We start from the raw sequence: 22314 nt of genomic DNA, 5'->3' as shown, positions 1-22314 counted from the left end.
AAGATGGCATAACGCGGCAGGGGTCGCGTCACTCGAAATGCGTACATTCGCTAAGCACACCGGCCAGTTGGAGAACGAGACGGTCGCGGAACCCAGCGAGTGACTCGATGGGGATCACCGTGTCCGGATGTCGGCCTGCGCGGAGGCGCAGATCATGCCGTTGTCGAATGGCTTGAACCGATACATGCAGACTGCGCATACCGTGCGCATGCCCTTCCGTCAGGCCCCAGAGCAGAAGGGCCCTGCGTCTTCAAGAATCATCTGAGCACCGAGCGGGCCGGTCTGCCCATCTCTGTCGGAATCTCGGCGGCGCCCCGTGGCTGGGCCCTCCGGCACCATGTCCGGGTCCTTCGGCATCCTCTGCCGGAAGGGTTCTGGATGTTCGATGAAGACGACAGACGACGCGGCGACGGGAGGCATGGTGACTACGCCACTGACCTCAGAGCCCTGGAAGCGCTTCTCAGTTCTCCTGGCGGGCTCCACGGCGGTCACCTTCGTGCTCAGTGCAGCGCTCGACGCACTGACGCCAGGGACGCAGCGACGTCGTGCGCACCAACGACCTGTCGCCGACGAGAGCCAGAGTCCCCCCGCTGACTCGAGCGGACCCCTACATCGACGGACAGGAGAAACCGGAGCCACAGCGCAAGCCCGCGGCAGGACGCCGGCAGCCACCGGCCACCCGGGCACCCCTGTACGCACAGCCCGCCCCGCTCGACCGCTGTCCCCGGCCGACCCGTCACCTCCTGAATACCTGCTACCCAGACGGGGGAACTGCCAGGGTTTGTGCCTTCGCCCGCCTCGGGCCAGGCAGACAACCGGCTGCACACCCTCGCGCCCTCATCGTGGCCACCCTGGAGGACCAAACCCATGCGCATCGTCATCGCCCTCGGCGGCAATGCCCTACTGCACCGGGGCGAACGCCCTGACGCGGACGTGCAGGAGACGAACATCGACCGGGTGACCACCGCGATCGCCGGCCTCGCTCTCGAACACGAGATCGTCATCACTCATGGCAACGGACCGCAGATCGGTCTGCTCGCCGAAGAGAGCGCCGCCGATCCGGGGCTGAGCGCTCCGTATCCGCTGGACCTGCTCGGCGCCCAGACACAGGGCATGATCGGTTCGCTGCTGGTGCGTGCGCTGCACGACGCACTGCCGCGGCGTCGGATTGCCGCGCTGGTCACGCACACCCTCGTACGGGCCGATGATCCTGCCTTCGTCCGGCCCACGAAGTTCGTCGGCCAGGTGTGCTCCCGCAAGAAGGCCGAAGCGCTCGCCCGCAAGCAGGGCTGGCACATCGCCAAGGACGACACTGGCTGGCGCCGCGTGGTCCCCTCACCGTCGCCCGAACGGATCCTGGAGACCGAAACCATTCACGAACTTCTGGGCAGCGGTGCCCTGGTCATCTGCGCCGGTGGCGGAGGCGTGCCCGTCACCGCCGACAACGACACCGGTGCACTGACCGGCGCTGAGGCAGTCGTCGACAAGGACCTCACGGCGGCCCTGCTCGCCGAAGACGTCGGGGCCGACTTCCTGCTCATTCTCACCGACGTGCCGTGCGTCTACGCCGGCTACGGCACCCGCGACCCACAGCCCATCCTCGACGCAACGCCCGACGACCTGCGCCGGGGAGACTTCCCGGCCGGCTCCATGGGCCCCAAGGCGGAGGCCGCAGCCCGGTTCGTCGAACGCACCGGAGCATTGGCCGCCATCGGCGCCCGCGACGCGGCGTACGAAATCGTGCACGGGCGGTCGGGAACGCTTGTGCGCCGGGATCTGACCGTTGGCTGACAGGCCCGTGGCTGTACGAAAGCGTGGATGGGCGGGGCTGCGAGGGTCGGCGTTGCGACCAGGGCTGCTGTGGTCGCGGGACGCAACTCGCCGCGTCATGTGAGGACGCCACTTCGGATGGTGACTCGCCCGCGTGTCCCTCCGAAGGGCATGGCTTTCCACATCGACGGTCCTGCGGCCTCAGCGCGGGCCGAGCAGACATGAGGGGCAACAGGCAGAGATGAAAGGGTGGATCGGGCCGGTGCTCTGCCACCCGGTTCTACCCGGACCCGTTCCATGGGGCGGGGCGTCATCACCCACGACCGCCTCTGCCAACGCGACGGGCCGACGGCCCGTGCGGCTGTCCTCACGGCCCTCGACCGGGGTGTGCCACGGGTCGTTCTCCGGGATGGCCGGGACCCATGGCCCCTCACCTCCGGGCCTCACCTGGTCCAGGGTGGAAGGACGCGAAAATGCTGTACCAGGCGAAGGATGGGCTGGCTCATGGACCCCAATGACGGTTTCCGCGAACTCGGGCGGCAGGAGTGTCTCCGGCTGATGGCCAAGGTGCCCGTCGGCCGCATCGTCTACACGTGCCAGGCCTTGCCCGCCGTGCTGCCGGTCAACTTCAGCCTGGATGGCGATGGCACGGTCCTGCTGTGCACCTCCGCGGTTTCGGAACTGGTCCGTGCGATCGACGGAGCGGTCGTCGCCTTCGAGGCCGACGACGTCGACGCGGTCCGGCAATCAGGCTGGAGCGTCGTCGTGACGGGCTCGGCGTCGGTGGTGACCGACCCTGCCGAGCATGAGCGCCTCGCTCGCACGGGACCGGTCTCCTGGGCGCCCGCGTCGCAGGAGGTCTTCATCCGCATCGAGCCGGAGCTGGTCACCGGTCGCGAGGTCGTCGGCGGACGCAGCCTGTACGGCGTGGACCTCACTGCCTGAACGTCTCGTCCCTCCCGTTCCCCCATCCGTCGGGGCACAGGGCCCACCGGCCAGACGAAGCGGGCCGGACGGCGTGCAGTCGGCTTCTGTCGGCCTCTGCCTGCAGCGTTCGCGGACGATGAGCATCGTTCGTGAAAACGTCACCACATCCACATCCACGTCCACCCGACCGGCCGACCAGTGCGTTACTGCACTCGCCCCCTCCAGGGGGAGGAACGGACGGGAGCAGGGCGATGACTGATGATCATGTGGTCGTCGGAATGGACGGCTCGCTGGTCGCGGTACGGGCGCTGGACTGGGCGCCCTGGACTGGGGCGCCGAGGAGGCGGTGCGCCGCGGCACCGCGCTGCGTATCGTCTACGCCGTGGCTGACCGCGACGAGGAGAGCCGGTTCTGGCCCCGGCCGCCGAGCGGGTCCACGAACGCCACCTCGGTGCTGTTGGTGGAGACCAGCGCCGTGGAGGGCGGTGCCGTCGCAACACTGGCAGCGGGGAGCGAAGGCGTGGCCGTCACCGTCGTGGGCACCCGCGGGCTCGGCAGTGTCACCGGCTTACTGGCCGGCTCGGTGAGCCGGCGACTGGCCGCACGCGTGCACGGTCCGTTGGTGGTCGCCCGCGGTAGCCACTCCTTGCGAAAGGCAGCGCGAGGTGCTGCTCGGCCTGGGGGAGCGATGCCGACGAGGCCGCAGCCGCTGACGCCTTCGAGGAGGCGGCACGTGGCGGGCCCGGCTGCGCGTCCTGCACTCAGCGACGCACCGGCACATCACCCCCGAACTGCCGTCGCTGACTGCCGCGGCAAGTCCCGGCCAGGAGCGCCAGGCCCGCCACGACCGGGCGGAAGAAGCCGTCCCACGGTTCAGCATCACCTGGCTGCGCGAGGCTGGCGGCCGCCAGCCGCACGGTCCGCACCGGTCCGGCCCATGCTCTGATGGAGGGCACCCACGAGGTCGGCGTCGTGGCCATCGGGACGCGGCAGCACGCGGGCCGGCTCAGTCCGTCGCTCGGCCCGGTCGCGGAGGTCCTGTTGCAGCACGCCCACTGCCCCGTGCCGGTGCCGACGGCCCGTTGACAGACCGCACGAGGCGGATGGCCCGGTCGACCCTGTCGGGGATCCGGCGAACGGGGGAAGGTGGGGACGTACGGACCCGCATATACCTCCGACCGACCCCGATCCGGAAGGGAACCCAGGATGTCCGTCGACCCGCAACAGGCGTCTGCCCCACTCACCGACGACGAGCTGAGGACGCTGGACGCCCACTGGCGCGCCGCGAACTACCTGTCCGTCGGCCAGATCTACCTCATGGCCAACCCTCTGCTGACCGATCCGCTGCGCCCCGAGCACGTCAAGCCGCGCCTTCTCGGCCACTGGGGCACCTCACCCGGCCTGAACCTCGTGTACACCCACCTCAACCGCGTCATCCGGGCCCGTGACCTGGACGCGCTGTGTATCTGGGGCCCCGGTCACGGCGGTCCCGCGGTGGTTGCGGGTTCATGGTTGGAGGGCTCGTACAGCGAGACGTATCCCGACATCACCCGGGACGCGGCCGGCATGGCCCGCCTGTTCAAGCAGTTCTCGTTCCCCGGCGGCGTCCCCAGCCACGTCGCACCCGAGACCCCCGGCTCGATCCACGAGGGCGGCGAGCTTGGCTACTCACTCGCGCACGCCTACGGTGCCGCCTTGGACAATCCCGATCTGGTCGTGGCCTGCGTGATCGGCGACGGCGAGGCCGAGACGGGGCCGTTGGCGGCGTCCTGGCACTCCAACAAGTTCCTCGACCCCGTCCACGACGGCGCCGTCCTGCCGATTCTGCACCTCAACGGCTACAAGATCGCCAACCCCACGGTTCTCGCCCGGCTCCCGGAGCCCGAGCTCGACGAACTGCTCCGGGGCTACGGCCACGACCCCGTCCATGTCACCGGCGACGACCCGGCCTCCGTCCACCGAGCCATGGCGCAGGCCATGGACACCGCCCTGGACCGCATCGCCGCGATCCAGCGGGCCGCACGCGAGGACGGTACGACCGAGCGCCCCCGCTGGCCGGTGATCGTGCTGCGTACACCGAAGGGCTGGACGGGCCCGGCCCAGGTCGACGGGTTGCCGGTGGAGGGAACCTGGCGCTCCCACCAGGTCCCGCTGTCAGCCGTCCGCGACAACCCCGACCACCTGCGGGAGCTGGAGGCTTGGCTGCGCTCATACCGCCCTGAAGAACTGTTCGACGAGCACGGCAGCCCCCGCCCGGACGTCCTGGCCTGTGTCCCGGACGGCGCCCGCAGGCTCGGCGCCACCCCACACGCCAACGGCGGACTGCTGCTGCGTGAACTGCCCCTGCCGCCGCTGGAGCGCTACGCGGTCCCCGTCGACAAACCCGGAGCGACCCTGCACGAACCCACCCGCGTCCTCGGCGACCTGCTCGAAGACGTCATGCGAGGCACCACCGACCGCCGCGACTTCCGGCTGGTAGGGCCGGACGAGACCGCCTCCAACCGGCTCCAGGCCGTCTACGGCGCCAGCGGCAAGGCATGGCAGGCGGAGACCCGGAACGTGGACGAGCACCTGGACCGCCACGGCCGGGTGATGGAGATCCTCTCCGAGCACACCTGCCAGGGCTGGCTGGAGGGCTATCTGCTGACCGGCCGGCACGGGCTGTTCTCCTGCTACGAGGCGTTCGTGCACATCGTCGATTCGATGGTCAACCAGCACATCAAGTGGCTGCGTGTGACCCGCCGCATGCCCTGGCGCGCTCCCATCGCCTCCCTGAACTACCTGCTGACCTCACACGTGTGGCGGCAGGACCACAACGGCTTCTCGCACCAGGACCCGGGCTTCGTCGACCACATCCTCAACAAGAGCCCCGAGGTCGTCCGCGTCTACCTGCCGCCGGACGCCAACACCCTGCTGTCGGTGGCCGACCACGCGCTGCGCAGCAAGGACTACGTCAACGTCATCGTCGCGGGCAAGCAGCCCTGCTTCGACTGGCTGACGATGGAGCAGGCCAAGGTCCACTGTGCGCGCGGCGCCGGGATCTGGGAATGGGCCGGTACGGACAGCGGCGAGAGGGAGCCGGACGTGGTGCTCGCGGCCGCCGGAGATGTACCCACACAGGAGGTCTTGGCTGCCGCTCAGCTGCTGCGCACCCATCTGCCGGAACTGGCGGTGCGGGTGGTCAACGTCGTCGACATCGCCCGGCTCATGCCGAGTGAGGAACACCCTCACGGTATGACCGACTTCGAGTACGACGGCCTGTTCACCCCCGACCGGCCGGTGATCTTCGCGTACCACGGCTACCCGTGGCTGATCCACCGCCTGGCCTATCGCCGCACCGGCCACAAGCACCTGCACGTGCGTGGCTACAAGGAGATCGGGACCACGACCACGCCGTTCGACATGGTCGTCCGCAACGACCTCGACCGCTACCGCCTGGTCATGGACGTCATCGACCGTGTGCCCGGCCTCGCGGTGCGTGCTGCGGCTGTACGGCAGCGGATGGAGGATGCCCGCCTGCGCCACCACGAGTGGATCCGCATCCACGGCACCGACCTGCCTGAAGTCGCCGACTGGTCCTGGGACGGCTGACCGATGCCAACAGGCTTCGGACAGGGGGTCGTTCGCGCCGCTGTCCGGGGCCTTGCAACCCCTCCGGCGGGCGCCGACGGCGCGGGATATTGAAGCCGCAACGAGCAGGACAACACCTCAGGCGCCGCTCCCTCGGAGGGATGGGCATCATGGCAGTTCATGAGCATCCGCACCGCCATCTCGGATTCCGCTTCCCGTCGCGGCGCAGGGCCAGACGGCTCCCACCTCCGCGGATGAGGCGGCCGCCGCCGCGACCGCGACCAGCGCGTACGTGTTCGCCGGGCTCCACCTGCTGGCCGGGTTCATCTTCCTGCGGGCGTTCCTGGACAAGACGTTCGGCTTCGGCTACGCCACGCAGTCCGGCGAGGGCTGGATCGACGGCGGCTCGCCGACCAAGGGCTTCCTCAGCAGTGTCGCCGTTGGGCCGATGGAGTCCACCTTCCACGAGTGGGCGGGCACCGCTTGGGCGGACTGGCTGTTCATGCTCGGCCTGGGCGGCATCGGCCTCGCCCTGATCGCGGGCGTCGGCCTGCGGCTCACCGCCGCTGCCGGCACCGCGATGATGGCGCTGATGTGGATCACGGAGTGGCCGCCGGCCAAGCACCTGTCCGACGGGTCGGCGAGCATGTCGACCAACCCGTTCGCCGACTACCGCCTCATCTACGCCGTCGTCCTGATCGCCCTCGCGGGTGCCGGTGCCACCTGGGGCCTGGGCCGGGCCTGGGCGCAGCTGCCCTTCGTCAGCCGCAACCGCTGGCTGCTCTGAGTCCCACACGCTCGTCGGACCAGGGCGCCTCCGTTCGTGGGCGGGGCGCCCCGGTCCGTTCGTGTCCGCTCCGGCCCGGTGAAACACTCGGCCCGACCGGGCCCAGCGGCCCGGCAAGCGCGTGACGGATGGCGCGCCCCGGGTACGCCGGCAGTCCCTCCTCGCGGGCACCCGCGAGCGACGAGCCCCGACAGTGGACAGTTCACCTGCACAGGTGAGGAAGAGACCGGCGGTGACAGCAACGATGGCAGCTGGACCCCGGGCGACGACCCAGGTATGCCGCGTAGCGAGGGACGGTCGGCCACGGCCTGGGCTCGGCCCTGCCCGTCGGCCTCCAGGCGGCCAGGACACCGGTGAGCCCCGCCGGACCGCGCCGAGAACGGCATCCGGCGTCCTCCGTTGTTTGGCGGGAACCCCTGGCGCTGGGGCGTCCGCCCCGCCCCGTGCCGGGCGCTCGGACGGCCGGGCACGGCACGGGAGACGGATGTGCCACGGCGTCGTCGTTCCCTCAAGGCGCCCCCGGAGCTCCTGCCGCGGGAGCGGCCTGGCATGCCGTTCGAGCGAGGACGTCCGGTCCCGCCGCAACTCCCGCCCGGGCAGTGGCAACCATCCCGTGAGCTGGGCCGATGGTCCCGCAGCGGTGCCCGGTCGCCCCTGTCGGACGAGGACCTCACGGGCAGACACTGAAGTCCGAGGGACTCCCGACACCGAAAGCGGGGAACCGCTCATGCCCGTCACCGGCACACCCATCAGTCACTCCTCCGCCTACCTGGTCCGCGCGGCCGTGACCGCGCCGTCGCTCCACAACACCCAGCCCTGGCGCTTCGTCGCGGACGGCGACAGGGATCTCGAACTGCACGCGGACACCCGTCGCTGCCTGCCGCTCGCCGACCCCCGCGGGCGGGAACTGCTGCTCGGCTGCGGGGCGGCCCTGTTCAACGTGCGGCTGGCCATGCTCCACCTCGGCTTCCGGCCCCTTGTGCGTGTTTTCCCCGACCTGCGGCAGCCCGCTCACCTCGCCACGGTCGCCTGGGGCGCCTACACCCGGCCCACAGCGGAGGAACAGCGCCTGTTCGACGCCTTGGGGCTGCGGCACACCGCGCACGGCCCGTTCCTGCCGGAGCCGTTGCCCGCCGGCCTCGTCGCCGCGTTGCGTGAGCAGGCCGACTGTGAAGGCGCCCGGCTGCACGTCGTGGGGGACGCTGTGGACCGCCGCCTGGTGGCCGCGCTGGTACGTGCGGGGGAGGACGCCCACCGGGCCGACGAACGGTTCGCCGCCGAACAGGCGGGATGGGCCTGGCAGCCCGTGCGGCCGAGGCGTGACGGGGTGCTGGCCGACGCCGGCGTGCGTCACCCCGACGCGACCGCTCTCGCCGGTCGCGACTACGCCAGTCTGGCCGGCGCGAGCCCTCGGCATCCCCGGCCCTGGTCAGCGCGGACGGGTGAGGTGGTCCTGCTGGCCACCGATCGGGACGACCCGTCCACCTGGCTGACGGCCGGACAGGCCCTTCAGCGGATGCTGCTGCACGCGGCAGGACTCGGCGTGATGGCGGCCTTCCACACCCAGCCCTTGGAGGTGCCGGAACTGCGGGAACGCGTCCGGCGGACGCTCACCGCCGGGCAGTACCCGCAGGTCATCCTCCGCCTGGGACACCCGCCGTACGTGCGTTCCACGCCGCGCCGGGGCCTGGCCGAGGTCCTCGGCGGTGCCCGCGTGTGAGGGACCCGGCCCTGAAGGCGGCGCAACGCACACGGAGGCCGGGCGGAACCGCGAAGGTTCTGCCCGGCCTCCGTGCGGGCCGGGCCGGGCCGGCAGCAGCCGGCCCGGCCCGACGCGCCGTCAGCCGTAGTAGGCGGTCCGCATGATCGCCTGCATGTCGTCCAGCATCGGCATGCGCGGGTTGGCGGGCGCGCACTGGTCCTCGTAGGCGTTGAGGGCCTGCTGGGGCAGAGCCGCCAGGAACGTCTCCTCGTCGACCCCGAGCGACCTGAACGTCGGTTCGATGCCGACGGCGTCGCGCAGCTGCTGCACGGCCGCGGCGAGGGACTCCACGCCCTCGGCCGGGGTGGCGGCGGGCAGACCCAGCGTGCGGGCGATGTCCTGGAACCGCTCGGGCGCCCGGTAGCTCTCGTACTTCGGCCACCCGGTGAGCTTCGCCGGTACCGTGCCGTTGTAGCGGATCACGTGCGGAAGCAGCACCGCGTTGGTGCGGCCGTGCGCGATGTGGAAGGTGGCGCCCAGCGTGTGGGACATGGCGTGCACGATGCCGAGGAAGGCGTTGCCGAAGGCCATGCCCGCGATGGTGCCGGCGTTGTGCATCTTCTCCCGGGCCTCCGGCGCCCCGTCGCGGTCGTTCACCGCCGCCTCGATGTTGCCGAAGATCAGCCGGATCGCGTGCAGGGCGAGGCCGTCGGTGAAGTCGTTGGCGTAGACGGAGACGTACGCCTCGATCGCGTGGGTGAGGGCGTCGAAGCCGCTGTCGGCGGCGAGCGCCGGGGGCAGCGCCGCGGTGAGCAGCGGGTCGACGATGGCGACGCTCGGGGTGAGCGCGTAGTCGGCCAGCGGGTACTTCTTGCCGGTGGCCGGGTCGGAGATGACGGCGAACGGGGTGACCTCAGCGCCGGTGCCCGAGGTGGTCGGCACGCACACCAGCCTCGCCAGCCGGCCCAGCTCCGGGAAGCGGAAGGCGCGCTTGCGGATGTCGGAGAACTTCTGCCGCATGTCCGCGAAGTCGACCTCCACACCGGCCGCGTGCTGCTCGTACAGCAGCCACATCACCTTCGCGGCGTCCATCGGGGAGCCGCCGCCCAGCGCGATGATCGTGTCCGGGCGGAAGTCGCCCATCAGGCGGGCGCCCTCGCGCACCGAGTCGATGCTGGGCTCCGGCTGCACGTTGTCGATGATCTGCACCACCACCGGCTCCCTGCGCCGCTGCAGTACCCGGCTGATCCGGTCGACGAAGCCGAGCCGGGTCATCGTCGCGTCGGTGACCACCGTGACGCGGTGGACGTCCGGCATCGAGGCCAGGTAGCGGATGGACTGCGGCTCGAAGTAGATCTTCGGCGGCACCTTGAACCACTGGAGGTTGTTGCGGCGGGCGGAGACCCGCTTGACGTTGAGCAGTTGCGGGGCGGAGACGTTGTTCGACACGGAGGTGCTCCCCCAGGAGCCGCAGCCCAGCGTCAGCGAGGGCAGCAGGCCGTTGTAGACGCCGCCGATCGCACCCTGCGACGACGGGGAGTTGACGATGACGCGGACCGTCTTCATCCGCCGGCCGTACGCCTCGGCGACCGCACGGTCCTCGGTGTGGACGACGGCGCTGTGGCCCTGGCCGTGGAAGGCGACCATGTCGGCGGCCAGGTCGAAGCCGTGGCGCTCGTCCTCGGCCCGCAGCACGGCCAGCACCGGGCAGAGCTTCTCCCGGGTCAGCGGCTCGTCCGGGCCGACCCGTCCGGCCTCCACCAGGATGAGCGAAGTGCCCTCCGGCACGCTGAAACCGGCCTGCTCGGCGATCCACACCGGACTCTGCCCGACCGCGGCGGCGTTCACCTTCGGCTCGCAGCCGCCGCCCGGGGCCCGGCCCGCCGGGAAGAGGAACGCCTCCAGCTTCGCCTTCTCCTCGGCGGTCGCCAGATGGGCGTGCAGGGTGCGGAACTCGGCGAGCGCCGCGTCGTAGATCTCCGCGTCGAGGATCACCGCCTGCTCGGAGGCGCAGATCATGCCGTTGTCGAACGACTTCGACAGGACCAGGTCGTTGACCGCACGGGACAGCTTCGCGCTGCGGTGCACGTAGGCCGGGACGTTGCCCGCGCCCACGCCGAGCGCCGGCTTGCCCGCCGAGTAGGCGGCCTTCACCATGGCGTTGCCGCCGGTGGCGAGGATCAGCGCGACCCCGGGGTGCTTCATCAGGATGCCGGTCGCCTCGACCGACGGCTCCTCGATCCACTGCACGCAGTTCTCCGGCGCCCCCGCGGCGACCGCCGCGTCACGGACCACCCGCGCCGCCTCGGCGCTGCACCGCTGGGCGGACGGGTGGAAGGCGAACACCACCGGGTTGCGGGTCTTCAGCGACATCAGCGCCTTGAAGACCGTGGTGGAAGTCGGGTTGGTGACGGGGGTGACCGCGGCCACCACGCCCACCGGCTCAGCGATCTCCACCATGTCCTCGATGTCGTCGCGGGCGACGACGCCCACGGTCTTCATGCTCCCCATGCTGTGGGTGACGTGCTCGCAGGCGAACATGTTCTTGACGGCCTTGTCCTCGAACAGCCCGCGCCCCGTCTCCTCGACGGCCAGCCGGGCCAGCGCCGTGTGCTGGTCCAGGGCGGCCACCGACGCCTTGGCGACGATGTGGTCGACCTGCTCCTGGGTCAGGGACTCGTAGTCGGCGAGGGCCTTCAGGCCTCCCTCGACGAGGCGGTCGACGGCGACCGCGGCGTCCGACGGCGCCTCGGTCGCGGTTGTGACGCTGGTCGGCGTGTGCTGTCGGGTCATGGGTCTGCCTCCGTGGGGAGCTGGTTGGCCGGGTGGTGGTGCGAGCGGTGAGGTGCCCCGGGCGAGTGGTGTGGTGCGGCGCCGAAGCCGCAGTGGCCGCTTCCGTCATCCACTCTCCCGTCGAACGCGATGCGGATCCGGATGCCGAAGGGCCTCGACGCGGCCCGTACGGCCCGGCCGGGCAGGGACCGGTCGGCCCTGCCCGGCCGGGGACCACCGGACGGCCGCTCAGTTTCCGGGGCCGCCGCGCCACGGAGGCGGCGCGGACGTCCTGCGGGCGTCCTCCGCCCGGTGCGCCACGCGTTCCACACGGCCCCGCAGCCGGTCGTGGAGACGGTCGGCGAGCTCCCGCACGGTCGCCTCGCGGACGTGGACGACGACGAGGTCCTCGCCCACTTGGAGGTCGGCGCCGGCCCACCACGGCAGCTCCACGTGGGGAGCCGAGGCCCTCAGCACGCGCACCTCGCCGTTCACCGGTCCGAGTCCGGGCCGGCCGAGGGCGGTGGCGACCTTCTCCCGCACGTACGCGAGCGACTCCTCGTCCACGTCGCCGTCGGCGCGGACCCGTACCGCGTCGGTGAGGTCACGGATTCGGGTGTTCCTGGCAGTCATGTGCTCCACTCCCTGCGATCTCCGGGGCTGTGCGACAAGCCTTGCCGCCGCCCGCCGGCGCGGTCAGGGGCCGACCGGGCCCCGGGGCGGGGCCGTTGGGACCCGTGCCTCGGGCCGGACGGTCCGTGGGCGCGCGGCCCCTCATGGCGCAGGCTCGAGGACGTCCGGAGAGCGTCCGGAAGATCCAGGCCCAGGACCCGCCCCAGGAGGGGAAACCTCATGTCGCACGTCATCACCGTAGGGATCGACGGATCACCCGCGAGCCTCGCCGCCGCGCACTGGGCGGCCCGGGAGGCGGTGCGGCGGGGGACCGGTCTCGCCGTGGTGCACGCCTGGCACCCCCACGTCGGTCCCACGCCGCACGTTCCCCAGGACAGCAGCGAGCACGCCTGGGCCGAGGCGACCCTGCGGCAGACGGTCGAGGGACTGCGGAGCGCGCACGCCGGTGCGGACATCCACGGGCGGCTGGTGTGCGACTCGGCCGTCACGGCCCTGACCGCCGCGGCCGCCGACAGCGAGATGCTCGTCCTCGGTTCGCTCAGTCTCGGCGCACTCGGCGGCTTCGTCACGGGTTCCGTGTCGCACCGCGTGGTGGCCCGTTCCCCGCGTCCGGTGGTCTTGGTCAGGGCCGGCCGAGGCGTCGCCGCGGAGCACCTCCCGGCGGTGGACGGCATCGCCCCGGACGAGATACCGCAGACGCCCTGCCGCGAGGTGGTGCTGGGTCTGGACACGGCGCACCCCTGCGACGAGTTGATCGAGTTCGCCTTCGAGGCGGCCCGCCGGCGCGACACCGGGCTGCGCGTGGTGCACGCCTTCCGCACCGACTGGCCTCTGACGGACGCCTCACTGGTCGTCCCGCCCGAGGCCGTGGAACCGGAGCCGCAGGCCCGGGCACGGGCGGACGCGGAACACAAGGTGGCCGCCGTGATCAGCTTCTGGCGGGCGAAGTTCCCGACCGTGCCGGTGACCGGGTGGGTCACCGAGGGCAGGGCGGCGTCCGTCCTGCTGCACGAGGTGAGCGACGCGGGGCTCCTGGTGGTGGGCCGCCGGGAGACCGGCCACCGTGTCGGCGCGCGGATCGGTTCCGTCGCCCACGCCGCACTGCACCATGCCGGCTGCCCCGTCGCCGTGGTCCCGCACGACTGACCCGCCTGCCGGCCGGGCCGAAGGTCCCGGTCGGCAGGGGCCGCAGGGACCGCGGCGATGCCCTCATGGGCACTGCCGTCTCCCGCCCCGTGGGACGACCATCGAAGTGAAGTCAGGACCGACGAGAGGACCCGTGATGACCGCGACGGTGACAACCACCCCCCGGAACGCCGACGCCTGGCGCGAGTTCACCGGCGACGGGTGGCGTGAGCGCGTCGACGTGCGTGACTTCGTCCAGGCCAACTACACCCCCTACGACGGCGACGCGTCCTTCCTGGCCGGGCCCACGGAGCGCACGCGCGCGGTGTGGGAGAAGGTCTGCGCGCTGTTCCCGGAGGAGCGCCGCCGCGGGATCCTCGACGTCGACGCCGCCACGCCCTCCACGATCACCTCGCACGCCCCCGGCTGGATCGACCGGGACCGTGAACTGATCGTCGGGCTCCAGACCGACGCCCCGCTCAAGCGGGCGATCATGCCCAACGGCGGCCTGCGCATGGTCGAGAACGGCCTGCGCGCCTACGGCTACGAGCCCGACCCGGTCGTCTCCGAGATCTTCGGCAAGTACCGCAAGACCCACAACGACGGCGTGTTCGACGCCTACACCCCGACGATGCGCACGGCCCGCAAGGTCGGCATCATCACCGGGCTCCCGGACTCCTACGGCCGTGGCCGGATCATCGGCGACTATCGTCGGGTCGCCCTCTACGGCACCGACCGCCTGATCGAGGCCAAGCGGGCTGAACGCGCCCTACTGGACGAGCGGCCCTCCACCGCGGACGTCATCCGCGACCGGGAGGAACTGGCGGAGCAGGTCAAGGCGCTGAGGGAGCTCACCGAGATGGCGGCCGCCTACGGCTGCGACGTCTCCCGGCCCGCCTCCACCGCGCACGAGGCCGTGCAGTGGCTGTACCTGGGCTACCTGGCCGCCGTGAAGGAGCAGAACGGCGCGGCCATGTCGCTGGGCCGGACCTCGACCTTCCTCGACGTCTACCTTCAGCGCGACCTCGCCGACGGGGTCATCGACGAGTCCCGCGCGCAGGAGCTGATCGACGACTTCGTCATCAAGCTCCGGATGGTCCGCTTCCTGCGCACCCCCGAGTACGACGCCCTCTTCTCCGGCGACCCGACCTGGGTGACCGAGGCGATCGGCGGCATCGGCGAGGACGGACGGCCGCTGGTCACCCGCACTTCCTTCCGGTTCCTGCAGACCCTCTACACCCTGGGCCCGGCCCCCGAACCCAACATGACCGTCCTGTGGTCGCCCGGACTGCCCGCCGGCTTCAAGGAGTTCTGCGCCCAGGTCTCCATCGACACCAGCGCCGTCCAGTACGAGTCCGACGAACTGCTGCGCCCGCGCAACGGCGACGACACCGCCATCGCCTGCTGCGTCTCCGCCATGGCGGTCGGCCGGCAGATGCAGTTCTTCGGCGCCCGGGTCAACCTCGCCAAGGCACTGCTGTACGCGATCAACGGCGGCCGGGACGAGATGACCGGCGAGCAGGTGGCCCCGGCCGCCGAGCCGCTGACGGGCGAGTACCTGGAGTACGAAGAGCTGTCGGCGGCCTACGACCGGATGCTGGACTGGCTGGCCGGGACGTACGTCGACGCGCTCAACGTCATCCACTACATGCACGACAAGTACGCCTACGAACGCCTGGAGATGGCGCTGCACGACCACCCCGTGCACCGCTTCATGGCCTGCGGCATCGCCGGCCTCTCCGTCGCCGCCGACAGCCTCTCGGCCGTCAAGCACGCGCGGGTGAAGGTGCTGCGCGACGGGACGGGACTCGCCGTCGACTTCCGCACCGAGGGGGAGTACCCGTCCTACGGCAACGACGACGACCGCGCCGACGCCATCGCCGTCGGCCTGGTGGAGTCGTTCATGGCGAAGGTGCGCACGCACCCCGCCTACCGGGACGCCGAGCACACCCAGTCCGTCCTGACCATCACCTCGAACGTGGTCTACGGCAAGCACACCGGCAACACCCCCGACGGCCGCCGCGCGGGCGAGCCGTTCGCGCCGGGCGCCAACCCGATGAACGGCCGGGACCGGCACGGTGTCGTCGCCTCGGCACTCTCGGTGGCCAAGCTTCCCTTCGAGCAGGCCCGCGACGGCATCTCCCTGACCACCACCATCACCCCCGAGGGTCTCGGCCACGTCCCGGCCGAGCGCGCCGGGCACCTGGTCGGCATCCTCGACGGCTACACGGGAGCCGGCGGGTTCCACATGAACGTCAACGTCCTCGACCGGGCCACCCTGGAGGACGCCATGGAACACCCGGAGAAGTACCCGGAACTGACCATCCGGGTCTCCGGATACGCAGTGAACTTCGTCCGCCTGACCCGTGAGCAGCAGCTCGACGTGATCAGCCGCACCTTCCACGGTGCCCTGTGACCACCGTGCCCACGGGGCCCGTCACCGGCCGGGTGCACTCCTGGGATCTGTCCACCGGCGTGGACGGTCCCGGGACCCGGTTCGTGCTGTTCACCAGCGGCTGCCCGCTGCGCTGCCTGTACTGCGCCAACCCGGACACCTGGCGGATGCGGGACGGACAGGAGCGCACCGTCGACGAGGTGATGGGAGAGATCGACCGCTACCGGCTGTTCATCACCACGGCCGGCGGCGGCGTCACCCTCACCGGCGGCGAGCCGCTGCTCCAGCCCCGGTTCACCGGCGCCGTCCTGCGCCGCTGCAAGGAGGCCGGCCTCCACACCGCGCTCGACACCTCAGGCCTCCTCGGCGAGCGGGCCACCGACGAGCTGCTCGCCGACACCGACCTGGTCCTGCTCGACGTCAAGTCCTTCGACGTCCGCGCCTACCGCCGGCTCACCGGCGGGGCCCTCGCGCCGACCCTGTCCTTCGCCACCCGGCTGAACCGGCTCGGCGTCAAGATCTGGATCCGGTACGTCCTCGTCCCCGGCTGGACCGACGACATGGCGGCGGTGGACGGCCTCGCCGAGTTCGCCGGCGGCCTGGACACCGTGGACCGGGTCGACGTCCTGCCGTTCCACAAGCTCGGCGCGGCCAAGTACGAGGCGCTGGGCATCCCCTTCCCCCTGAAGGACACCCCGTCCCCGGACCCGGAGCTGGTGGAGCGGGTATGCGAGCGGTTCCGCGCACACGGAATGGCGGCCCACTGACCGTCCGGTCCGCGGGCGCGGACTCAGCCGGCCGTCCCGCTCGCGGAGGGCAGCGGAGCCGTCCACTCCAGCAGCGTCCCGGCCGGGTCACGGCGGGTCACCCGGAAGGCGCCCCCGAGCTCCTCGGCGCGGCTGCGCAGGTTGGCCAGACCGCTCCGCCGGACGACCGCCGGGTCGATGCCGCGACCGTCGTCCGCGACGGTCAGCCGCAGCGCTCCCTCGGACGCCTCGGCGCCGACCTCCACCCTGGTGGCCCCGGCGTGCCGGGCGATGTTGGACAGCGCCTCACGCAGCACCGCCACCAGGTGCTCGGCGTGCCCGGCGGGGACGTCGGTGTCCAGCAGTCCGGTCATGCGCAGGGCCGGGGGGAAGCCGAGGTTCTGCGCGGCCTCGTCGGTCAGGGCGAGCAGCCGGGCGCGAAGTCCCCCGTCGCCCTCCTGCCGGTCGCGGTGCTGCAGGCCGAAGATGGTGGTGCGGATGATCCTGATGGTGTCGTCCAGGTCGTCGACGACCCGCTGGATGCGCTCGGCGGCGGTGGGCTGGTCCCGGATCCGGCCGAGTGCCGCCTGCAGGGTCAGGGCGCCGGCGAAGAGCCGCTGGATGACCTGGTCGTGCAGGTCACGGGCGATACGGTCGCGGTCGCCGAGCAGGGCGAGGTGTTCCGCGTCCCGCCGGTGCTCGGCGATCTCCAGCGCCAGCGCCGCCTGGTCGGCGAAGGTGAGGACCATGTCGACGGCCCCCTCGGTGAACGGCGGCCGGCCGGGAAGATTGGCCACCTGCAGCACGCCGCGCACCCCCTTCCGGTCGCCGACGGGGACGAAGAAGGCCGGCCCCAGCGCCACCTGCGAGCCGCTGCCGCCCATGGCACGGGGATCCTCGCTGAGCGCGTCGCTGATGACGGGCTCGCCCGTGCCGTACACCTTCGCCGCGAGCGTGGTGGGGGGCAGGGCGAGGCCGAGCAGCCGGTCGGCCTCGACCCCGGCGGTGGCCTCCACGACCAGGCCCTTGTCGTCGCCGACCGGCCGGGCCAGGGTGACCAGGTCACAGCCGGTCATCTCCCGCACCGTGTCGGCGAGCGAGTGCAGGATCTCCTCCGGAGGCGCCCCCGACAGGAGGGCACGGGTGATGTCCTCGCTGGCGGCCAGGCGACGTTCCCGCTGGCGGCTGTCCTCGTAGAGGCGGGCGTTGTCGATCGCCACGCCCGCGGCGGCGGCCAGGCTCCGCAGCACCGCCTCGTCGTCGGCGTCGAAGGGCACGCCGCCGCGCTTGTCGGTCAGGTACAGGTTGCCGAAGACCTTCTCCCGCACCTGCACGGGGGCGCCGAGGAAGGTCCGCATCGGCGGGTGCCCTGCCGGGAAACCGACGGACTCCCCGTGCGCGCCGAGGTCGTCCAGACGCAGCGGGTGCGGCTCGCGGATCAGCAGCCCCAGGATGCCGTGGCCCCGGGGGTAGTGACCGATGCGCGCGATCGTCGCCTCGTCCATGCCGACGGTGATGAACTGCCGGATCGTTTCCTCTTCGCCCAGCACCCCCAGGGCGCCGTACTCGGCGTCCACCAGGTCGACCGCGGACTGCACGATCCGGCGCAGCAGGTCCTCGAGCTCCAGGTCGCTGCCGATCGCCACCACGGCGTCCAGCAGGGTCTGCATGCGGTCACGGCCGCCGCGGACCCGCTCGACGTGCTCCTGCAGCTCGTTCAGCAACTCGTCCATCCGCAACGGCGGGACAGAACTCCGGCGGCCGTCTCCCGCCTGCTCGTTCCTCACTGCGCTCTCGCCCCTCCGATGTGTGTCGTCAGGGCAAGCATGCCGTACGGGACGCGGTGCGCGACACCGGTCCTTGGCCGGAGCCGCGAAGCGGCCGGGGCCGAACGACCCCCGGAGCGGGCCCGAGCGGCCCGTGGCCCACGACGCGGCACGGGGCGAGGCTGGAGCCAGGAGCAGCGCCCGTACCACCGGGCGCGGGCACCGGGCCCGGCGGACCGCCCGGGCCCGTCACATCACGATGAGAGGAAGATCATGCGCGGCAGTCGGTACACGGTCAGCGACGTCATGACCCACACGGTCGTCTCGGTCGGCCGGGACGCCACGTTCAAGGACGTCGTCGCGATCATGCAGCAGTGGAGGGTCAGCGCCCTGCCCGTGCTGGCCGGGGAGGACCGCGTCGTGGGCATCGTGTCCGAGGCCGACCTCCTGCCCAAGGAGGAGTTCCGCGACAGCGACCCCGACCGCCTCACCCAGAGGGACCGGCTGCTCGACCTGGCGAAGGCGGGCGCCCGCACGGCGGGCGAGCTGATGAGCGCGCCCGCGGTCACCGTCCGCGCGGACGCGCCCCTCGCCGAGGCAGCCCGGGTCATGGCGCGACGGCAGGTCAAGCGGCTCCCCGTCGTCGACGACCGGGGCATGCTCAAGGGCGTGATCAGCCGTGCCGACCTGCTGAAGGTGTTCCTGCGCCCGGACGAGGAGATCGCCGCGGAGGTCCGCCGCGAGGTCGTCGCGTACCTGTTCCCCACCCTGAGGCCCCCGGTGCGGGTGAAGGTCGCGGACGGCGTGGTCACGCTCTGCGGGCGGCTCCGGGACACCTCGATGGTGCCCGTCGCCGCCCGTCTGGCCCGCGCGGTCGAGGGCGTCGTCGACGTCCAGTTCGACCTGAAGGGACCGGGCGCCGCCACACCCGGCGCGTGACCGGCCGGCCGGCGGCCGGGGAGGCAGCCGGCCGGCCGTGGCGATCAGGCCTCGGGGAGCCGGGCCGCGACGTGCTCGGACAGGTCCAGCAGGCGGTTGGCGTAGCCCCACTCGTTGTCGTACCAGCCGAAGACCTTCACCAGGTCCCCGTGGGCCTGGGTGAGCGGCGCGTCCAGGACGCACGAGGCGGGATCGCCGACCACGTCCCGCGAGACGATGGGGGCGTCGGACACCCTCAGCACGCCCTTCAGCGGGCCACCGCGATCCGCCGGCCGTCCACGGTCAGCGACGTGTCGTCGTGCTCGACCCTTCGCCCCAGCCGGCCGTACGTCGAGTCGTACGCCAGCAGGTGCGCCAGCGCCTCCGGCGAGGTGAGGTCGGTGACCGCCACCACTTCCAGATCCGCGTTCGTACCGGCGGCCCTGTCGAGCACACAGCGCAGGTAGTCGCGGCCGATGCGGCCGAAGCCGTTGATGCCCACACGAACGGTCATGTCGGTCCTCCCGGCAAGGGCCGGTCGTCACCCGGTCGCCCCGGGACCCCTCCAGCCTCACCGTCGCGGGCCCGCCGGGGCACGGGCCGTGCGGTACCGGTTCGGGGGACCCTTGGCCCCCTGCCGAGGGCCGGGCGCCCCTCGCGGCGCGGGGCACGGCACCGGCACGCTGAAGACGTGCCGGCCCCCGCGGGTGCCCGTGCCGGCGTCCGCTCCCGGCCCGCCGTCAAGGAGAGAAGATCATGAGATTCCGCACCGTCGGTCAGGTGATGACCTGTGAGGTCGTCCGGGCCCGCCGAGGAACCCAGTTCAAGGAAGTCGTCCGGCTGCTCGACCACCACCGGATCAGCGGCCTGCCGGTGGTCGACGACGACGACAAGGTCGTGGGTGTGGTCTCCGGGACCGATCTGCTCCGGGCACAGGCCTACCGGGACGGCAGCGAGCCCAGGGGAGCCGTCACCGCCGGCGACCTCATGACCAGCCCCGCGATCACCGTTCATCCGGAGCAGTCCGTGCCGGACGCGGCGCGGCTGATGGAGCGCCGTGGTGTGGAGCGGCTGCCCGTGGTGGACGAGGAGGACCGGCTCATCGGCATCGCCACCCGCAGGGACCTTCTGCGGGTCTTCCTCCGCACCGACGACGACCTCCGCCGCCAGGTGGCCGAGGAGGTCCTCACCGGTGCGCTGGGACTGGCGCCCGGCGCCGTCCTCGTTTCCGTCCACGACGGCGTCGTCACCCTCGACGGCCGGATCGAGCGCCGCAGCCAGGCCGCGGAGGCCGTTCACCGGACATGGCGGCTGGAGGGCGTCGTGGGAGTGCTGAACGCGCTGACGTTCCACGTCGACGACACCCAGCCGCGTGTGGCGGCCACCTGGGCTCCCGTCCGGTGACTCCCGCCGGAAGACCCCGGCCGGCGAGAGCCGGTCGGACCGGCCGGAGGGCCTGACCGGCCCACTGACGGCACACCGGTGCCCGGGAAACGCTGAGGGCGAGCGGTTCCGCGGTCGAGGAGCCGGAGACCAGGGAGTTGTGCGATGGCGAAGGCGTATCTGGTGGGCAGTGGGGTCGCGGCACTCGCGGCGGCCGTGTTCCTGATCCGTGACGGCGGATTCGACGGAGGGGACGTCCACCTCTTCGAGGAACGGCCGGACATCGGCGGAAGCCTGAACGCCGGCGGCACGACAGGACCCGGACACACCGTGCCCGGCGGACGCCTGATCGACGCGGGATCACACTGCGCGTTCGACCTGCTGTCGGGCATTCCGAGCCTCGACGACCCGTCGGTGAGCGTGGCGCGGGAGATACTGGAGGACCACGAGAGCTTCCCCCTGGACGACGTCACCCGTCTCGTCGACGGTGAGGGGAGGCCCGTCGACCCTCGTGCGACGGGCCTCTCCGAACGCGACCGGCTCCAGCTCCTCCGGCTGCTGGCGCTCCCCGAGCGGTCGCTGGACGGCGAGCGGATCACCGACTGCTTCGGCGAACACTTCTTCACCTCGGCCTTCTGGCTGGTCTGGTCCACCACGTTCGCCTTCCGGCCGGGCCACAGCGCGGTGGAGTTCCGACGCCATCTCCGGCGCTTCGCCCACCTCCTGCCCGAGTTCGCGACCATGTCCGGCGACCACCGCACCCGGTACCACCAGTACGACTCCCTCGTCCTTCCGCTGGTCGCCTGGCTGCGCGAGCGCGGAGTGTCCTTCCACACGGGCTGCCGTGTCGTCGACCTCGCACTGGCGCCGGGACGGAAGGACATCACGGTCAGGACCCTCCACCTCGCCAGGAACGGACAGAAGGAGAGGATCGCCGTGGCGCCTGAGGACCTGGTTCTGGTGACCAACGGCGCGGTGACCGACGCCGCCGGTTTCGGCTCGCACACCACCCCGCCGCCCGCCCCTCCGCGCCGCTCGGACGCCTGGCTCCTGTGGCACCGGATGGCCCGCGGCCGCGAGGACCTCGGCGACCCGGCGGTCTTCGACAAGAACGTCAAGGAGTCCCTCGGGGTGTCGTTCACCGTGACCACGAAGGACCCCGTGTTCCTCGAGGCGCTGACGGAGTTCAGCGGCCGTGAGACGGGTAGGGGCGGCCTGATGACCCTCACCGGCTCCCCCTGGCTGCTCAGCGTCGTCGCCGACCGGCAGCCGGTCCACCGTGACCAGCCGGAAGGGGTGTCGGTCTGGTGGGGCTACGGCCTGTTCCCCGACCGCCGTGGCGCCCGGACGCCCAAGCCGATGACGCAGTGCTCCGGTCAGGAGATCCTGGAGGAGGTCCTGCACCACCTGCCGCTGGGCGAGGCGGTGGCGGCGCGCGTCCGGCAGACGTCGACGGTCGTGCCCTGCCTGCTCCCGTACTTCACCGGACCGTTCCTGCGCCGCACCCGGGACGACAGGCCCAGGGTCGTGCCCCGGGGCTCGGTGAACCTCGCCTTCGTCGGACACTTCGCCGAGCTCCCCGACGAGGCCGCCTTCACCGTCGAGTACTCGGTGCGGACCGCCTGGACGGCCGTGAGCAGTCTCCTCGATCTGGGCCGGCAGCCCCCGCCCGTGCACAAGGGGTACCACGACCGTCATGTGCTGGCGGCGGCCGCGGAGACCCTGCACCACCGCTGAACCGGGGTCTGACCGAGCTGTCCGCGGCGACCATGTGGAGGCCGGCGGCAATGTGCCCGCGGACCCGCGACCGCCGCACCGGC

At 71.8% G+C, this 22314-nt stretch carries 15 protein-coding genes and 3 pseudogenes; 13 read left to right on the top strand and 5 right to left on the bottom strand.

The features are described from left to right. Positions 1-867 precede the first annotated feature (867 nt). From ABT026_RS25450 to ABT026_RS25420, 7 genes and pseudogenes are all read left to right on the top strand, one after another. On the top strand, positions 868-1791 hold the full coding sequence (locus ABT026_RS25450; protein ID WP_351117468.1) for a carbamate kinase: 924 nt from the start codon (positions 868-870) through the stop codon (positions 1789-1791). A gap of 483 nt (positions 1792-2274) precedes the next feature. Next, on the top strand, positions 2275-2715 hold the full coding sequence (locus ABT026_RS25445) for a pyridoxamine 5'-phosphate oxidase family protein (RefSeq protein ID WP_351117467.1): 441 nt from the start codon (positions 2275-2277) through the stop codon (positions 2713-2715). A gap of 328 nt (positions 2716-3043) precedes the next feature. Further along, positions 3044-3643 carry a universal stress protein gene (locus ABT026_RS25440; protein ID WP_351117466.1) on the top strand — a complete coding sequence of 200 codons (600 nt, stop codon included), beginning with the start codon at positions 3044-3046 and terminating at the stop codon, positions 3641-3643. Continuing rightward, entirely contained in the window at positions 3643-3783 is a 141-nt protein-coding gene (locus ABT026_RS25435; protein ID WP_245967366.1) for a hypothetical protein, read from the top strand. Before ABT026_RS25440 ends, ABT026_RS25435 begins: the two co-directional genes overlap by 1 nt. Before the next feature lie 120 nt (positions 3784-3903). After that, positions 3904-6288 (top strand): phosphoketolase family protein, encoded by a 2385-nt coding sequence (locus ABT026_RS25430; RefSeq protein WP_108952050.1) that lies wholly within the window; start codon positions 3904-3906, stop codon positions 6286-6288. Between the two features lie 149 nt (positions 6289-6437). Then, positions 6438-7054: pseudogene (locus ABT026_RS25425) on the top strand (hypothetical protein). 727 nt (positions 7055-7781) lie between these two features. Continuing rightward, positions 7782-8774 carry an Acg family FMN-binding oxidoreductase gene (locus ABT026_RS25420; RefSeq protein ID WP_351117465.1) on the top strand — a complete coding sequence of 331 codons (993 nt, stop codon included), beginning with the start codon at positions 7782-7784 and terminating at the stop codon, positions 8772-8774. Between the two features lie 120 nt (positions 8775-8894). Here ABT026_RS25420 and adhE read toward each other — a convergent pair whose 3' ends face one another. Together adhE and ABT026_RS25410 are read right to left on the bottom strand one after the other, a co-directional pair. Further along, positions 8895-11549, bottom strand: coding sequence for a bifunctional acetaldehyde-CoA/alcohol dehydrogenase (adhE, locus tag ABT026_RS25415; RefSeq protein ID WP_351117464.1), 2655 nt, complete (start codon positions 11547-11549; stop codon positions 8895-8897). 228 nt (positions 11550-11777) lie between these two features. Further along, entirely contained in the window at positions 11778-12161 is a 384-nt protein-coding gene (locus tag ABT026_RS25410) for a hypothetical protein (RefSeq protein ID WP_108953391.1), read from the bottom strand. A 219-nt stretch (positions 12162-12380) separates the two neighbouring features. Here ABT026_RS25410 and ABT026_RS25405 point away from each other — a divergent pair, with 219 nt between their 5' ends. The 3 genes from ABT026_RS25405 (at position 12381) to pflA (ending at position 16448) form a co-directional block, all read left to right on the top strand. Beyond that, on the top strand, positions 12381-13307 hold the full coding sequence (locus tag ABT026_RS25405; protein WP_108952053.1) for a universal stress protein: 927 nt from the start codon (positions 12381-12383) through the stop codon (positions 13305-13307). Between the two features lie 136 nt (positions 13308-13443). Next, entirely contained in the window at positions 13444-15702 is a 2259-nt protein-coding gene (gene pflB, locus ABT026_RS25400; RefSeq protein WP_108952054.1) for a formate C-acetyltransferase, read from the top strand. Continuing rightward, entirely contained in the window at positions 15699-16448 is a 750-nt protein-coding gene (pflA, locus tag ABT026_RS25395) for a pyruvate formate-lyase-activating protein (protein WP_108952055.1), read from the top strand. Before pflB ends, pflA begins: the two co-directional genes overlap by 4 nt. A 23-nt stretch (positions 16449-16471) precedes the next feature. On the opposite strand, the gene ABT026_RS25390 is transcribed toward pflA, so the two are convergent. Beyond that, positions 16472-18160, bottom strand: coding sequence for a GAF domain-containing sensor histidine kinase (locus tag ABT026_RS25390; protein WP_108952056.1), 1689 nt, complete (start codon positions 18158-18160; stop codon positions 16472-16474). 306 nt (positions 18161-18466) lie between these two features. On the opposite strand from ABT026_RS25390, the gene ABT026_RS25385 reads away from it, so the two are divergent. After that, a complete protein-coding gene (locus ABT026_RS25385; RefSeq protein WP_108952057.1) occupies positions 18467-19132 on the top strand; it encodes a CBS domain-containing protein in 666 nt (221 codons plus the stop codon). Between the two features lie 44 nt (positions 19133-19176). Here the strand turns inward: ABT026_RS25385 and ABT026_RS32205 are convergent. Both ABT026_RS32205 and ABT026_RS32200 read right to left on the bottom strand, forming a co-directional pair. Further along, a pseudogene (locus tag ABT026_RS32205) lies at positions 19177-19389 on the bottom strand (type I glyceraldehyde-3-phosphate dehydrogenase); the annotation flags it as partial. Continuing rightward, a pseudogene (locus ABT026_RS32200) lies at positions 19389-19625 on the bottom strand (glyceraldehyde 3-phosphate dehydrogenase NAD-binding domain-containing protein); the annotation flags it as partial. The pseudogenes ABT026_RS32200 and ABT026_RS32205, both read right to left, overlap by 1 nt. 242 nt (positions 19626-19867) lie before the next feature. Here ABT026_RS32200 and ABT026_RS25375 point away from each other — a divergent pair. Both ABT026_RS25375 and ABT026_RS25370 read left to right on the top strand, forming a co-directional pair. Next, complete coding sequence (locus ABT026_RS25375; protein WP_170145024.1) at positions 19868-20515, top strand: CBS domain-containing protein; 648 nt, start codon at positions 19868-19870, stop codon at positions 20513-20515. A gap of 144 nt (positions 20516-20659) precedes the next feature. Further along, the gene (locus ABT026_RS25370) at positions 20660-22231 is read left to right on the top strand and encodes an oleate hydratase (protein WP_108952058.1); all 1572 of its coding nucleotides are present in this window, start codon (positions 20660-20662) and stop codon (positions 22229-22231) included. The last annotated feature ends 83 nt before the right edge of the window (positions 22232-22314 follow it).

The sequence above is a fragment of the Streptomyces sp. NPDC002734 genome, assembly GCF_040295685.1.
GTDB lineage: Bacteria > Actinomycetota > Actinomycetes > Streptomycetales > Streptomycetaceae > Streptomyces.
The sequence above is the reverse complement of the archived record's forward strand: the minus strand, read 5'-3'. Positions and strand labels throughout refer to the sequence as shown.